The organism is Kitasatospora papulosa (assembly GCF_000717245.1).
GTDB classification, from domain to species: domain Bacteria; phylum Actinomycetota; class Actinomycetes; order Streptomycetales; family Streptomycetaceae; genus Streptomyces; species Streptomyces papulosus.
The window spans coordinates 354,332-368,234 of record NZ_JNYQ01000004.1 but is presented as its reverse complement, the minus strand read 5'-3'; the positions used below and the strand labels follow the sequence as shown (position 1 = coordinate 368,234).

14 protein-coding genes and 1 riboswitch are annotated in these 13,903 nt (G+C 71.8%); of the genes, 10 read left to right on the top strand and 4 right to left on the bottom strand.

Annotated elements, in window-relative coordinates:
* Window positions 1-43 precede the first annotated feature (43 nt).
* The 9 genes from IA22_RS0112870 to IA22_RS0112830 all read left to right on the top strand — a co-directional run bounded on the left by IA22_RS0112870 (window position 44) and on the right by IA22_RS0112830 (window position 8,328).
* Complete coding sequence (locus IA22_RS0112870; protein WP_014154166.1) at window positions 44-859, top strand: SOS response-associated peptidase; 816 nt, start codon at window positions 44-46, stop codon at window positions 857-859.
* Between the two features lie 18 nt (window positions 860-877).
* Window positions 878-1,531: an alpha/beta hydrolase family protein gene (locus tag IA22_RS0112865; RefSeq protein WP_030123668.1), complete on the top strand. Its 654-nt coding sequence runs from the start codon at window positions 878-880 to the stop codon at window positions 1,529-1,531.
* A 321-nt stretch (window positions 1,532-1,852) separates the two neighbouring features.
* Window positions 1,853-2,509: a sigma-70 family RNA polymerase sigma factor gene (locus IA22_RS0112860; protein WP_030123667.1), complete on the top strand. Its 657-nt coding sequence runs from the start codon at window positions 1,853-1,855 to the stop codon at window positions 2,507-2,509.
* Window positions 2,506-2,826, top strand: a complete 321-nt coding sequence (gene rsrA / locus IA22_RS0112855) for a mycothiol system anti-sigma-R factor (protein ID WP_014154163.1) — start codon at window positions 2,506-2,508, stop codon at window positions 2,824-2,826. Before IA22_RS0112860 ends, rsrA begins: the two co-directional genes overlap by 4 nt.
* Window positions 2,827-2,967: 141 nt before the next feature.
* On the top strand, window positions 2,968-4,356 hold the full coding sequence (locus IA22_RS0112850) for an HD-GYP domain-containing protein (RefSeq protein WP_015578674.1): 1,389 nt from the start codon (window positions 2,968-2,970) through the stop codon (window positions 4,354-4,356).
* Window positions 4,353-5,603 carry an HD-GYP domain-containing protein gene (locus tag IA22_RS0112845; protein WP_030123666.1) on the top strand — a complete coding sequence of 417 codons (1,251 nt, stop codon included), beginning with the start codon at window positions 4,353-4,355 and terminating at the stop codon, window positions 5,601-5,603. Before IA22_RS0112850 ends, IA22_RS0112845 begins: the two co-directional genes overlap by 4 nt.
* A gap of 91 nt (window positions 5,604-5,694) precedes the next feature.
* On the top strand, window positions 5,695-6,687 hold the full coding sequence (locus tag IA22_RS0112840) for a tetratricopeptide repeat protein (protein WP_014154160.1): 993 nt from the start codon (window positions 5,695-5,697) through the stop codon (window positions 6,685-6,687).
* Between the two features lie 80 nt (window positions 6,688-6,767).
* A complete protein-coding gene (gene def / locus IA22_RS0112835) occupies window positions 6,768-7,406 on the top strand; it encodes a peptide deformylase (protein ID WP_014154159.1) in 639 nt (212 codons plus the stop codon).
* Window positions 7,407-7,590: 184 nt separating this feature from the next.
* A complete protein-coding gene (locus IA22_RS0112830; RefSeq protein WP_014154158.1) occupies window positions 7,591-8,328 on the top strand; it encodes a D-Ala-D-Ala carboxypeptidase family metallohydrolase in 738 nt (245 codons plus the stop codon).
* Window positions 8,329-8,349: 21 nt separating this feature from the next.
* On the opposite strand, the gene IA22_RS0112825 is transcribed toward IA22_RS0112830, so the two are convergent.
* Window positions 8,350-9,324: a GlxA family transcriptional regulator gene (locus tag IA22_RS0112825; RefSeq protein WP_015578675.1), complete on the bottom strand. Its 975-nt coding sequence runs from the start codon at window positions 9,322-9,324 to the stop codon at window positions 8,350-8,352.
* Between the two features lie 81 nt (window positions 9,325-9,405).
* Between IA22_RS0112825 and IA22_RS0112820 the strand changes: the two genes are divergently transcribed.
* A complete protein-coding gene (locus IA22_RS0112820; RefSeq protein ID WP_030123665.1) occupies window positions 9,406-9,618 on the top strand; it encodes a hypothetical protein in 213 nt (70 codons plus the stop codon).
* On the opposite strand, the gene IA22_RS0112815 is transcribed toward IA22_RS0112820, so the two are convergent.
* The 3 genes from IA22_RS0112815 to IA22_RS0112805 all read right to left on the bottom strand — a co-directional run bounded on the left by IA22_RS0112815 (window position 9,615) and on the right by IA22_RS0112805 (window position 13,840).
* Window positions 9,615-10,631 carry a ribonucleotide-diphosphate reductase subunit beta gene (locus tag IA22_RS0112815; protein ID WP_030123664.1) on the bottom strand — a complete coding sequence of 339 codons (1,017 nt, stop codon included), beginning with the start codon at window positions 10,629-10,631 and terminating at the stop codon, window positions 9,615-9,617. The genes IA22_RS0112820 and IA22_RS0112815 overlap by 4 nt on opposite strands.
* Window positions 10,631-13,024 (bottom strand): ribonucleoside-diphosphate reductase subunit alpha, encoded by a 2,394-nt coding sequence (locus tag IA22_RS0112810; protein ID WP_015578678.1) that lies wholly within the window; start codon window positions 13,022-13,024, stop codon window positions 10,631-10,633. Before IA22_RS0112810 ends, IA22_RS0112815 begins: the two co-directional genes overlap by 1 nt.
* A 139-nt stretch (window positions 13,025-13,163) precedes the next feature.
* Window positions 13,164-13,287: riboswitch (cobalamin riboswitch) on the bottom strand.
* 52 nt (window positions 13,288-13,339) lie between these two features.
* Window positions 13,340-13,840, bottom strand: coding sequence for a GNAT family N-acetyltransferase (locus IA22_RS0112805; RefSeq protein ID WP_030123663.1), 501 nt, complete (start codon window positions 13,838-13,840; stop codon window positions 13,340-13,342).
* Window positions 13,841-13,903: the final 63 nt, after the last annotated feature.

Sequence of the window (13,903 nt, the reverse complement as noted above, 5' to 3'; positions counted from 1 at the left end):
GATCGGCGTCCACTCGACTGGCGGTCGTGGCAGTCTGGCATTCATGTGCGGACGGTATGCAGCGAGTCGGCGGCCCGAGGACCTGACCGGACTCTTCGGCGTGGAGAAGTGGGAACCCGCGGAGACCCTGGAGCCCGACTGGAACGTCGCGCCCACCAAGGAGGTCTACGCGGTGCTGGACCGTCCTGTGAAGGACGCGGAGGACCGGCGGCCGGTTCGCCAGCTCCGCGCACTGAAATGGGGACTCGTGCCGTCCTGGTCCAAGTCTCCCGAGGCCGGCGCCCGCATGATCAACGCCCGGGCGGAGACGGTCCACGAGAAGCCGTCCTTCCGCAGGCCCTTCGTGTCGCGCCGCTGCATCCTGCCCGCGGACGGCTACTACGAGTGGGTCACCGGGGCCGACGAGCGGCAGCTGGAGGAGAAGGGCAGGAGGAAGCGGCCGCGCAAGCAGCCGTACTTCGTGACCCCCGCCGACGGTTCCGTCTTCGCGATGGCCGGCCTGTACGAGTTCTGGCGCGACCGGACCCTGCCCGACGACCATCCGCAGGCCTGGTGGGTGACGTGCTCGGTGATCACCACCGAGGCGGAGACCTCCCCGCTCGCCGTGGCCCCCGCCGAGGGGCCCGCCTCGCTCTCCGACATCCACCCGCGGATGCCGCTGATGCTGACCCCGGACCGCTGGGACGCCTGGCTCGACCCCTCGCGCACCGACGTCGACGAGCTGAAAGCGCTCCTGGAGCCGCCGCCCGGAGGGCTGATGCGGGCCTACCCGGTGGCCACCGCCGTCAGCAACGTCCGCAACAACGGCCCGGAACTCCTGGAGGAGCTGGCCGCGCCGGAGGTGGGCACGCTCTTCTGACTTGGCAGGATGGGCGCCGTGAGCCGTACACCGGGGACAGCGAAGAAGACCGAGGACGTCACCACGGACGCCGGGGAGGCCAGGATCACCTGGATCCCCGCGAAGGACGCGCGGCTGGTGCTCGCCGTCGGCCACGGCGCCGGCGGCGGCGTCGAGGCGCGCGACCTCCAGGCCCTGGCCGCCGTGCTCCCGGCCCGCCGGGTGACCGTGGCCCTGGTGGAGCAGCCGTGGCGGGTGGCCGGGAAGAAGCTGGCGCCCGCGCCCAGGACCCTGGACACCGGCTGGCGGGGGCTGTGGCCGGCGCTGACCGGCCCGGGGCTTCCCGTCGTCGCCGGGGGCCGCAGCGCGGGGGCCAGGGTGGCCTGCCGTACGGCGGAGGAGCTCGGCGCCCGTGCGGTGCTCGCCCTGAGCTTCCCGCTGCACCCTCCCGGCAAGCCGGAGAAGTCCCGCGCGGACGAACTGCTCGGCGCGGGTGTGCCCACCCTCGTGGTGCAGGGCGGCCGCGACCCGTTCGGGCGGCCGGACGAGTTCCCCTCCGGCGGGCACGGACTCGTCGAGGTGCCGTACGCCGATCATGGCTTCGCCGTAGCGAAGAAGGCGCCGCTGACCCAGGATCAGGCGATGGACCTGCTCACGGGGGCGGTCGCCGGATGGCTGGACGGACTCTCCTGACGGCGTAGTCCCGCTCACACTCCCCGCGCCCGCGCGAGGACCGGGAATGCGCCGTGCGGGGCGGCTGTTGTGGCTGGTGTCGGCACACAGCCGATGTCGGTACAGACCGTCGTACGTGGAGAGGGAGTCCGTCGCATGGGTTCGACCATCTGCCCGAGCCGCTCGAACACCGCAGATCTGGAGTGGACGGTGCTTCACGCGGCACGGAGCACTCCGGCGCGCGCCCCGGGCGGAGCCGATCGACAGCCCGCGCGGAAGCAAGGTCGACTATTCTCCGAGGCGAGCGGGTCCGGTTTCGGGTCCGCGACATCGTTGGAGGAGGTGGGTCCGGTCACTGGGACCGACACAGGGACCGACGACGGCCGTGCGCAGGAGACGACCGCCGAGCGCAACGCGCGCTTCGAGCGGGACGCCCTCGGATATCTGGACCAGATGTACTCGGCCGCGCTGCGCATGACGCGCAATCCCGCGGACGCCGAGGACCTGGTCCAGGAGACGTACGCCAAGGCGTACGGGTCCTTCCACCAGTTCCGTGAGGGCACGAACCTCAAGGCGTGGATGTACCGCATTCTCACGAACACCTTCATCAACTCGTACCGCAAGAAGCAGCGTGAGCCCCAGCGGAGTGCCGCCGAGGAGATCGAGGACTGGCAGCTGGCACGTGCGGAGTCGCACATGTCGACCGGTCTGCGCTCGGCGGAGTCCCAGGCGCTCGACCACCTGCCGGACTCCGACGTCAAGTCCGCGCTGCAGTCGATCCCCGAGGAATTCCGCATCGCCGTGTATCTCGCCGATGTGGAGGGCTTTGCCTACAAGGAGATCGCGGACATCATGGGGACACCCATCGGTACGGTGATGTCCCGGCTGCACCGGGGGCGCCGCCAGCTGCGCGGCATGCTGGAGGACTACGCGCGTGAGCGCGGGCTCGTCCCGGCCGGAGCCGGTGAGTCGGACGAAACGAAAGGCTCGGCCTCATGAGCTGCGGAGAGCCGCACGAGACGGATTGCTCAGAGGTTCTCGATCATCTCTACGAGTTTCTCGACCATGAGATGCCCGAGGGCGACTGCACCAAGTTCGAGGTGCACTTCGAGGAGTGCTCCCCGTGCCTGGAGAAGTACGGCCTCGAACAGGCCGTGAAGAAGCTGGTCAAGCGCTGCTGCGGGCAGGACGACGTCCCGGCCGACCTGCGGTCCAAGGTGATGGGCCGGATCGACCTGATCCGGTCGGGGCAGGCCGTGCCCGAGCAGGACGTCGCCATGGGCGGCGCCGACCGTCCGGCCGCCGCCGCCGAGTGACGGTTCTCCACCGTCGGCGCTGAGCGCCCACCCCCTGATCCCTTCACCCGAACGTGCTAATCCAGCACGTTCGGGACCTGTCCGATGCCCAACTCGCTAGCCTGGCGCCTCCATTGACCAGGCGGGGGACGGGCGGTAAAGGTGAGGGGCATATCGGGGGCGGCGCGCGCCCACATCCTGTGCGCGGCCCTGTGCGCCGCGGTCTGCGCCCTGCCCGCGTTCTCCCCCGGGGCGCACACCCCCTGGGGCACACTCGGCCTGCTGGCGGCGCTCCACCTGATCTGTGAACTCCCCGGCCGCTGCCGCCTCGTCGGCGGCTCGGTGCCGGTCGGCGCCGGATCGTTCTTCCCCCTGCTGCTCGCGGCGGCGTTCCTGCTGCCGCCGTCCGCGGCCGTCCTCGTCGCCGTGCCCGGAGCGCTGGTGGGCCGTGTGGAGCGGCCGCCCGCCGCGGCCCGCAGGATCTGGCGGGCCGCGCAGCTCGCCCTGACCGCGGGTGCCGCCTCCTGGACCTACGGGTTCCTGGGCGGCCCCGTCACGCTCGGAGGCGTCGCTGGGGGCACCCTGCCGGACTTTCCGTACGCCCTCGTCCCGGTCTGTGGCACGGCACTCGTGTTCAGCCTCGTGCTGGCCGCGCTCGACGGCGCGATCCTCGTCACCGCGGAGCGCGTGGCCCTCGGGCGCGCGTGGCGCGGGCTGGTGTCCCGCTCCGTCGGACCGCACCTGGTGCACGCGCTCGCCGGGCTGATGATGGCCGTCCTGTGGCGCAGTTCCTACGGACCGCTGTCCGCGCTGGTCGTCCTGCTGCCGATGTACATCTCCTGCTGGGTCTTCGCGCAGTACCACCGCCGGCACGCCGCCCACCGCAACACCATCAGGGCGCTGGTCCAGGCGGTCGACATCAAGGACGGGTACACCCGGGGACACAGCGAGCGGGTGGGCCGCGCCTCCGAGCTCATCGCCCGTGAACTCGGCATGGAGGAGAGCCGGATGGAGGCCCTCCGTTTCGCCGGCATCCTTCACGACGTCGGCAAACTGGGGGTCCCGACACGCGTCCTGCGCAAGGACGGGCCGCTCACCCCGGAGGAGCGCCGTGTCATCGAGCTGCATCCGGAGTACGGCCACGAGATCGTCCGGGGGATCGGTTTCCTGGACGAGGCGCGCGCCGCGATCCTGCACCACCACGAGCGCCTGGACGGCAGCGGGTACCCGTACGGTCTCGCCGGTGACCGCATCCCCGAGTTCGCCCGGGTCGTCGCCGTCGCGGACGCCTTCGACGCGATGACCTCGACGCGTTCCTACCGGCCCGGCCGGCCCGTCCCCGCGGCCGTCGAGGAGTTGCGGCGCTGCGCCGGGAGTCAGTTCGACCCGCGCATGGTGCGGGCCCTGGCGTGCGCCCTGGACCGCCACGGCTGGTCCGCCGCGGCCAACACGGTCACCTCGGACGAGGGACGGACGGGACTTCCACGGCAGCGGGCGGACGTACGGCCGCCCGCCTCGGGGCCCGCGGACCGGCCGGGACGACCGCGGTGACCCGCCCGGTCCACCCGTCCCCGGCGGTCCTCGCGATCCGCGGCGCCGCCCTGGTCCTCGCGGTCGTCGCGCTCGCGCACACCCTGTGGAACGGCGTCGTGGAGCCCGGCCACGCCCTCGCCTTCGGGGTCCTGGTCACCGTCGGCGAGCTGGCCCGCTGGGGCGCCCTGCCGGGAGAGCGCGAGCCCGCGCCGCTGGGGGCGGCCGGAGCCCTCGCGTACGCCCTGCTGGGGCGCAGCGGCGGACAGGACACGGCGCACGGGGTCCTCCAGGTCGTCACCGTCGTCGTCGCCGCGCAGCTGCTCGCCTCCGTGCCCCACGTGGCGCGTGGCAGTGGCCCCGGCGCCGACCAGGCGGCCCGCCGTGTGCTGGCCGTGGCCTTCGCCGCCCTCTGCTTCCAGCCGCTGCACCATTCGGGCCGGTCGGAACGCTGGTTCGGGGAAGGGCCCTACTTCGCGCTCTTCCTCCTCGTGCTGCTGGTTCTCACCTCCCTCTGCGACGTCGTCCTCGCGGCCGCGACCGCGGGCACGTCCCGCCCGTTCGGGCCGCGGCTGCGTGACGAGCTCCGGGCGCTGAGCGGCATCGGCCCGGCGGTCGGCGCGACCGGCGCCGTGATGGCGCTCGGGGTGGCCGTCGTGGGGCTGTGGGCCCTGCCCGTCCTGTGCGTGCCCCTGCTGCTCACCCAGGTCTCGTTCCGCCGGTACGCCGCCGTCCGCACCACGTACCGGCAGACCATCGCCTCGCTGGCCCGCTCCACGGAGATCGCGGGTTACACCCCGCACGGGCACGCCCGGCGGGTGGCGGACCTGGCGACGGCCGTCGGGCGGGAGCTGGGGCTTCCCGGCCCCGAGCTGACCGTGCTCGAGTACGCGGCGCTGATGCACGACATCGGCCAGCTGTCCCTGGTCGACCCGGTGGCGGACGGAGCGACGACGGCCCTGCCCGCCGCCGAGCAGCGCCGGATCGCCCTGCTGGGCGGGGCGGTGGTCCGTCTGACCGGTGTGGATCCCGCGGTCGCCGCGGTGGTGGAGCAGCAGGCCGATCCGTACCGGGACCAGCAGACCTCCGCCCGGATCGTCCGCGCGGTCAACGCGTACGACGACCTGTGCGGGGAAGGCGTCAAGGGGTCCCTGAGGGCGCTGGAGCAGCTCAGGCTCGGCACCGGCCACGACTACCAGCCGCAGGTGGTGGAGGCGCTGGCCAGAGTCCTGGCGCGGGGCGGTCTCACCCGGGCCGGTACGGGGTAACCCATGGGTAATGAGCGAGCGTCCGGCCGGGCATGGTTGGATGCGAAGGAGAGCGGAAAACGAGGGTGTCCAGTCGGGACAGGCGGGAATCGTGAGGATCTTCGGGAAGGTACGGCATCGGCCGTCCGCCTCTTGGCGGCAGGCCACGGACCGCGCGTTCACGCTGATCGGCGACGGCCGGTACGAGGACGCGGGGGCACTGCTGACGCGCGCGGCGGACCTGGAGCCCTGGCTCTCGGAGTCCTGGTTCAATCTGGCCCTGCTGCACAAGTTCCGGCACGACTGGGAACAGGCGAGGGCCGCGGGTCTGCGCGCCGTCGCCCTGCTCGACCGGGAGTCCGGGGCGCCGGACTGGTGGAACGTCGGGATCGCCGCCACCGCGCTGCAGGACTGGCCGCTGGCGCGCCGGGCCTGGCAGGCCTACGGGCTGAAGGTGCCGGGCAGCGGTCAGTACAACGCGGCGGCCAACAGCGAGCCCACGGGCATGGAGCTGGGCAGCGCGGCCGTGCGGCTCTCGCCCGAGGGCGAGGCCGAGGTCGTCTGGGGGCGCAGGCTCGATCCGGCGCGCATGGAGGTGCTGTCGATCCCGCTGCCGTCCTCGGGGCGGCGCTGGGGCGAGGTCGTCCTGCACGACGGCGTGCCGAACGGTGAGCGGGTCACGGCGGCAGGGCCGTCCTACCCGGTCTTCGACGAGATCGAGCTGTGGGCGCCCTCTCCGGTCCCCACCTGGGTGGTGCTCCTGGAGGCCGCCACCGAGGCCGACCGTGACGCGCTGGAGCAGCTCGCCTCGGACGCCGGGTTCGCCGCCGAGGACTGGTCGTCCTCCGTACGGCTGCTCTGCCGTGCCTGCTCGGAGAGCAGGATGGAGAGCGACGAGGGTGACGGCGAGCACCTGGACCCGCACGACCACAGTGAGCCCGGACACCCCGGGCCGCTGGGCCACCGCACCGCCGGTGACCTTTGGGTACCGGAGCGTGAGTGCGGCATAGCGGCCCCCGCCGGGCTGGTGCGCGGTCTGCTGGACGGCTGGGTGGCCGACAGCCCGGACAGCCGTGAGTGGCGGGATCTGGAAGAAGTCTGCTGAGCGGTGCCCGTAGGCTGTACGGGCACCGATTCGGTGCGGGTACTCACGGGCTCAGGGTTGCAGGAAGGCGAACGGCGGACATGTCGCAGCAGGAGACGGACGAGCGGACCGGTGTCGACGACGAGGGATTCCTCGTGGACACCGAGGACTGCGAGGCGCGCGAGGCGGCGCACCGGGAGCGCGGCACCTCCCGCCCGATCACGGTGGTCGGCAATCCGGTCCTGCACAAGGAGTGCAGCGACGTCACGGAGTTCGGCGACGAGCTCGCGCAGCTGATCGACGACATGTTCGCCAGCCAGCGGACTGCGGAGGGCGTGGGCCTGGCCGCCAACCAGATCGGCGTGGACCGCAAGGTGTTCGTCTACGACTGCCCGGACGACGACGGGGTGCGGCACGTCGGCGCGATCTGCAACCCGGTGCTGGAGGAGCTCGCCCCGGAGCGGCGCAACCTCGACGACTCCAACGAGGGCTGCCTCTCCGTGCCGACGGCGTACGCCTCGCTGGCCCGGCCCGACTACGCGGTCGTGCGCGGTCAGGACGCCCAGGGCAACCCGGTGAAGGTCCGGGGCAGCGGCTACTTCGCGCGCTGCCTGCAGCACGAGACGGATCACCTGTACGGCTACCTGTACATCGACCGGCTCTCGAAGCGGGACCGCAAGGACGCGCTGAAGCAGATGGCCGAGGGCACCCCGCGCTACGAGGTCGTCCCGAACGCCTGATCTCCGTACAGGGAGGGGCCCCGCCGCGACGGCGTGGCCCCTCCCTGTTCTCTGCGCCGGTGTCCCGGTGAACGGTGAGTGTCGGCCAAGGAGCGTTTTCCCGGGCGTAGTTGACGCGCGTCGACTCCTGGGACAGGCTCACCCCGAAGCCCGCCCGTCCACCTCATCGCGCAGGGAGACCCCCATGCTCAGACGTACCGCACATCTGCTGCTCGGCCTTGTCATGACCATGGCTTTCGCGATCGGAGGGGCCGTCGTCACCGCGGGCACCGCGCAGGCCGACGGCTGCTACACGTGGAGCCGCACCCTGTCGTCGGGTGCCACCGGAGCCGACGTCACCCAGCTCCAGATCCGGGTGTCCGGCTATCCCGGATACAACTCCGTCCTGGCCGTCGACGGCTCCTACGGCCCGGCCACCACCGCCGCGGTCAAGCGCTTCCAGGCCGCCTACGGCCTCACCGCGGACGGGGTCGCCGGCCCGGCCACGTTCACCAAGCTCTACGCGCTCCAGGACGACGACTGCACCCCGGTCCACTTCACCTATCCCGAACTCAACACGTGCAACAGCACCTGGGCGGGCGGTGCGGTCGCGGCGGGGACGGCCAAGGCCAACGCCCTGAGCAGCATGTGGAAGCTGGAGGCGCTGCGCCACGCGCTCGGTGACCAGTCGATCCGGGTCACCAGCGGTTTCCGGTCCACCTCCTGCAACGCGGCGGTCGGCGGAGCGACGAACAGCCGCCATCTGTACGGCGACGCCGTCGACCTCGGCTCCGGGCCCCACTCGCTGTGCACCATCGCGAAGCAGGCCCGCAACCACGGCTTCAACGGGATCCTCGGCCCGGGTTACGCCGGCCACAGCGACCACATCCACGTGAACCAGGGGCCGAACCACTTCTGGTCCGCCTCCGGCTGCGGCATCTGACGCGGTCCGGGGGCCGTCGGGTCAGGCCGCCTCGGTCAGGGCGGACGGCCCCCGGAAGGTGCGGCGGTAGGCGTTCGGAGTCGTCCCGAGCGCACGTACGAACTGATGGCGCAGTGCCGCCGCGTTCCCGAAGCCGGTCCGCCCGGCGATCGTGTCCATCGTCTCGTCCGAGGTCTCCAGCAGGTGCTGCGCGAGCAGCACCCGCTGCCGGAGCAGCCAGCGGTACGGGGTGGTGCCGGTCTCCTGCTGGAAGCGGCGGGCGAAGGTCCGGGGTGACATGTGGGTCCGGTCGGCCAGCTGTTCGACGGTCATCTCCTCGTCGAGGTGGCGCTCCATCCAGGCGAGCGTCTCGCCGACCGTGTCGCACCGGGTACGCGGCAACGGGCGCTGGATGTACTGCGCCTGGCCGCCGTCCCGGTGCGGGGGGACCACCATGCGGCGGGCGAGGGTGTTCGCGACCGCGGGCCCGTGCGCCTGGCGGACCAGGTGCAGGGCGGCGTCGATGCCGGCGGCCGTCCCCGCCGACGTGACGATCGGGCCCTCGTCGACGTAGAGCACGTCCGGCTCGACCCGGGCCAGGGGGAAGCGCCGGGCCAGTTCGTCGGAGTGCCGCCAGTGCGTGGTGCAGCGGCGGCCGTCCAGCAGTCCGGCCGCGCCGAGGACGAAGGCGCCGGAGCAGACGCTCAGCACGCGTGCTCCGCGCTCCACGGCCCGGCGCAGGGCCGCCAGCGCCTCCTCGGGGTACGTCCGGTCCATGTAGTGGCTCCCCGAGGGCACGGCGATGAGGTCGGCCTCCTCCAGGCGGTCCAGATCGCAGGGCGCGCTGACGGAGAAACCGGCGTGGGTCCGCAGGAGGGGGCCCTCGGCCGACACGACGGCGAAGTCGTGGACGGGGAGCCCCTCGTCGGACCGGTCGAGGCCGAACACCTCGCACAGCACCCCGAGTTCGAAGGGATGGACGTCGTCGAGCAGCAGGGCGGCGACATTCTTCAGCATGACGTCAGTGTGGCAGCAATTCGATGGTGAGTGGCAGTCCTGCCACTCACGAAATTCCGGCACGCGGACGACAGTAGAGCCATGAACACATTCCTGGGCTACCTGGTCATAGCAGCACTTTTCGCCCTCGTCCTGCTGCCCGCGCTCGTCGGTCTCGTACGGGAGCGCCGGATCGACCGCGAACTGAGGGACGCGCAACGGCGCAGAGGGGGGACGCGCCCGGAAACGGCGGGCGCCGCACAGCCGGTCACGGCCGCACGGCGCCCGTACGTCAGGTCCTGGGCCAGGATCTAGAAGTCGTCGTCGAAGCCGACGGACCCCTCCACGGCCACCTGGTAGGCGGAGGGGCGGCGCTCGAAGAAGTTCGTCAGCTCCTGCACCCCCTGGAGCTCCATGAACGAGAACGGGTTCTCGGAACCGTAGAGCGCGGGGAAACCGAGCCGGGTCAGCCGCTGGTCGGCCACGCACTCCAGGTACTGGCGCATCGACTCGGTGTTCATGCCGGGCAGGCCGTCGCCGCACAGGTCACGGCCGAACTGCAGCTCCGCCTCGACCGCTTCCTTCAGCATGTCGGTGACCTGCTGCCGGAGCTCGTCGTCGAAGAGGTCCGGCTCCTCCTTGCGCACGGTGTCCACGACCTCGAAGGCGAAGTTCATGTGCATCGTCTCGTCGCGGAACACCCAGTTGGTGCCCGTGGCGAGACCGTGCAGCAGACCGCGCGAGCGGAACCAGTAGACGTACGCGAACGCGCCGTAGAAGAACAGCCCCTCGATGCAGGCGGCGAAGCAGATCAGGTTGAGCAGGAAGCGCCGGCGGTCGGCCTTCGTCTCCAGCCGCTCGATCTTCTCGACCGAGTCCATCCACCGGAAGCAGAACTGCGCCTTCTCCCGGATCGAGGGGATCTCCTCGACCGCGTCGAAGGCCGCCGCACGGTCCTCCGGGTCGGGCAGATAGGTGTCGAGCAGCGTCAGATAGAACTGGACGTGCACGGCCTCCTCGAAGAGCTGGCGTGACAGGTACAGCCGCGCCTCGGGGGAGTTGATGTGCTTGTACAGCGTCAGCACGAGGTTGTTGGAGACGATCGAGTCGCCCGTCGCGAAGAACGCGACCAGCCGGCCGATCATGTGCTGCTCGCCGGGGGAGAGCTTCGCGAGGTCGGCGACGTCCGAGTGGAGGTCGACCTCCTCGACGGTCCAGGTGTTCTTGATCGCGTCCCGGTAGCGCTCGTAGAAGTCCGGGTAGCGCATGGGACGCAGGGTCAGTTCGAAGCCCGGGTCGAGCAGGTTCATGTTCTCTGATGCGCTCATCACTGGCAGGCCTCGCAGGACTCGGGGTTTTCGAGGGAGCAGGCGAGGGCGTCCGCGTCGGGAGCCGACGCCTGCACGGGAACGGTGGCGGCGGCCGGGGCCTGCCCGGACGCGGCGCGGGCGATCCGGGTCGCCGGACGCGAGCGCAGGTAGTACGTCGTCTTCAGCCCCTGCTTCCAGGCGTACGCGTACATCGAGGAGAGCTTGCCGATCGTCGGCGTCTCCAGGAACAGGTTCAGCGACTGGCTCTGGTCGAGGAACGGCGTGCGTGCCGCCGCCATGTCGATCAGGCCGCGCTGCGGGATCTCCCACGCCGTGCGGTACAGCGCCCGCACGTCCTCGGGGATCCAGGCGAAGCCCTGCACGGAGCCGCTCGCCTCGCGGAGCGCCTCGCGGGTCCGGGCGTCCCAGACGCCGAGCTTCTTCAGCTCGTCCACCAGATAGGCGTTGACCTGGAGGAACTCGCCGCTGAGCGTCTCGCGCTTGAAAAGGTTGGAGACCTGCGGCTCGATGCACTCGTACACCCCGGCGATCGAGGCGATCGTCGCCGTCGGCGCGATGGCCAGCAGCAGCGAGTTGCGCATGCCGGTCCTCGCGACCCGGGCGCGCAGGGCGTCCCAGCGCTCCGGCCAGTGCAGCTCGGTGTCGTAGTGGTCCGGGTGCAGCACGCCCCGGGCGGCGCGGGTCTCGGACCACGCCGGCAGCGGGCCGGACCGCTCCGCGAGGTCGCAGGAGGCCTCGTAGGCGGCGAGCATGATGCGCTCGGAGATCTTCGTGGACAGCGCGCGGGCCTCGGGGGAGTCGAACGGCAGCCGCAGCTGGAAGAAGACGTCCTGGAGGCCCATCGCGCCCAGGCCCACCGGGCGCCAGCGGGCGTTGGACCGGCCGGCCTGCTCCGTCGGGTAGAAGTTGATGTCCACGACGCGGTCGAGGAAGGTCACCGCGGTGCGGACGGTGGCGTCCAGCCGCTCCCAGTCGATGGTGCCCTCCGCGACGAACGCGCCGAGGTTGACCGACCCGAGGTTGCAGACGGCCGTCTCGCCGTCGTCGGTGACCTCCAGGATCTCCGTGCAGAGGTTCGAGGAGTGCACGACCCGGCCCGGCTCGGCGGTCTGGTTGGCCGTGCGGTTGGAGGCGTCCTTGAACGTCATCCAGCCCTGGCCGGTCTGCGCGAGGGTGCGCATCATCCGGCCGTACAGCTCACGTGCCGGCAGGGTCCTGCGGGCCAGCCCCTTCGCCTCGGCCGCGCGGTAGGCCGCGTCGAACTCGTCCCCCCACAGGTCCACCAGTTCGGGCGCGTCGGCCGGGGAGAACAGCGACCACTGCGTGTCCGCGTCGACCCGGCGCATGAACTCGTCCGGGATCCAGTGCGCGAGGTTGAGGTTGTGCGTACGCCGCTGGTCCTCGCCGGTGTTGTCGCGCAGCTCCAGGAACTCCTCGATGTCCGCGTGCCAGGTCTCCAGGTAGACGGCGGCCGCACCCTTGCGCCGTCCTCCCTGGTTGACCGCCGCGACCGAGGCGTCGAGCGTCTTCAGGAACGGCACGATGCCGTTGGAGTGCCCGTTGGTCCCCCGGATGAGTGAACCCCGGGCGCGGATGCGGGAGTAGGAGAGCCCGATGCCGCCCGCGTGCTTGGAGAGCCGTGCCACCTGGTGGTAGCGGTCGTAGATCGAGTCGAGCTCGTCCATCGGCGAGTCCAGCAGGTAGCAGGACGACATCTGCGGATGACGGGTGCCGGAGTTGAACAGGGTGGGGGAGGAGGGCAGGTAGTCGAGCCGGTTCATCAGGCCGTACAGGGCGGCCACTTCCTCCAGGGCCCGCTCGGAGGTGTCCTCGGCCAGCCCGGCGGCGACGCGCAGCATGAAGTGCTGCGGGGTCTCGATGACCTGGCGGGTGAGCGGGTGCCGCAGCAGGTACCGGCTGTGCAGTGTCCGCAGCCCGAAGTAGCCGAAGCGGTCGTCCGCGCCGTCGGCGAGGGCCCGGTCGACCAGGGCGTCGAGTGCGGCGGCGTGCAGGGTGACGAACTCGGCCGTACGGTCCGCGATCAGGCCCTCGCGGTGCCCGACGGCGACCGAGGCCGAGAAGGAGACGGCACCCTGTCCGGCGGCCTCGTCCGCGACGGCCCGGGTGAGGAGCCGGGCGGCGAGCCGCGAGTAGGACGGGTCCTCCGAGATCAGGCCGGCGGCGGCCTCGGTGGCCAGCGAGCGCAGTTCCGCCTCGTCCGACCGCGCGCTGCGGCCGCGCAGGGCGGCGGCGGCGACCCGTCCGGGGTCGGTGTCGGGGAGATCGGCGGTGAGGCCGGTCAGGGTCCGCAGCAGGGCGGTCCCGGGCGCGTCGGTCGTACGGCCTTCGGATTCCGCGGCTGAAACCGGGTCGGCTGGCGCGATGGTCACTGGGGCTATCCCTCGCTCGGCTCAGGGCCTGCGGGAGCGGGGCAGCCGGAACACAGGGAACCCGGGGGAGGGCAGCACGGTGTGCGCGGCGTCCACCGGCCCTCCGCGGGGCCCGGACGTCTCTGCGTCCGGTTCGGTCGAGCCGGACGCACTGTCGACAGGTCCTCGGACTCCGCGGTGCGCGTATACGCACCGATCACACCGTTGCGGGACAGTTCCGGATTCGCACCGGATTCCCCTGCGGCGACAGCGAGGTCGAGCATACATGTGGGGGCCGCCGATTGCGGCGGCCCCCACATGTAGTGTCGTGACGGGTCAGAGAGGGAGACGGAACGTCAGGAGGGTGAAGCCCGGCAGAGGGCTCCAGTCCCGCTCCGGCGTCCGTACGAAGCCCAGGCGGCGGTAGATCCTGTGGGCGGCCTCCATCGACGACCGGGTCGACAGGACGATCCCGGAGAGGCCGCCCGCGGCGCGTGCCCGGTCCACGCAGGCCCGCACCAGCGCCTCGCCCGCACCGCGCCCGCGCGCCGTCCCGGAGACGGCCAGCATCCGGAACTCGGCCTCGTCCGGGCCGGCGACGTCCGCCCACGGGCTGCCGGGCGCGACGTAGGTGACACCGCCCACCAGCTCGCCCCCGGCGTCCACCGCGGCCAGCACCAGGGCCTCGGCGGCCCGTCGCCCGACGGCGCGGAGCTGCTCCAGGTAGGGGTCGCCGGTGCCGAAGTCCAGCAGTCCGTCACCGAGGTACGCCTGGGCCGTGATCTCGCCCAGGGCCTCGTACTCCTCGGCGCGCACAGGTCTGATCGTGACATCCATGCGCGACAGTCTGCCCCGGGCGCGGGGCCGGGCGCACGCTCTTTCCGGGGCGGTGCCGGAACC

Excerpts from the sequence above, each read along its gene's own strand:
- IA22_RS0112870 (WP_014154166.1), top strand. The coding sequence starts at position 44 with ATGTGCGGACGGTATGCAGCGAGTCGGCGGCCCGAGGACCTGACCGGA.
- rsrA (WP_014154163.1), top strand. The coding sequence starts at position 2,506 with ATGAGCTGCGGAGAGCCGCACGAGACGGATTGCTCAGAGGTTCTCGAT.
- def (WP_014154159.1), top strand. The coding sequence starts at position 6,768 with ATGTCGCAGCAGGAGACGGACGAGCGGACCGGTGTCGACGACGAGGGA.
- IA22_RS0112830 (WP_014154158.1), top strand. The coding sequence starts at position 7,591 with ATGCTCAGACGTACCGCACATCTGCTGCTCGGCCTTGTCATGACCATG.
- IA22_RS0112825 (WP_015578675.1), bottom strand. The coding sequence starts at position 9,324 with ATGCTGAAGAATGTCGCCGCCCTGCTGCTCGACGACGTCCATCCCTTC.
- IA22_RS0112820 (WP_030123665.1), top strand. The coding sequence starts at position 9,406 with ATGAACACATTCCTGGGCTACCTGGTCATAGCAGCACTTTTCGCCCTC.
- IA22_RS0112815 (WP_030123664.1), bottom strand. The coding sequence starts at position 10,631 with ATGAGCGCATCAGAGAACATGAACCTGCTCGACCCGGGCTTCGAACTG.
- IA22_RS0112805 (WP_030123663.1), bottom strand. The coding sequence starts at position 13,840 with ATGGATGTCACGATCAGACCTGTGCGCGCCGAGGAGTACGAGGCCCTG.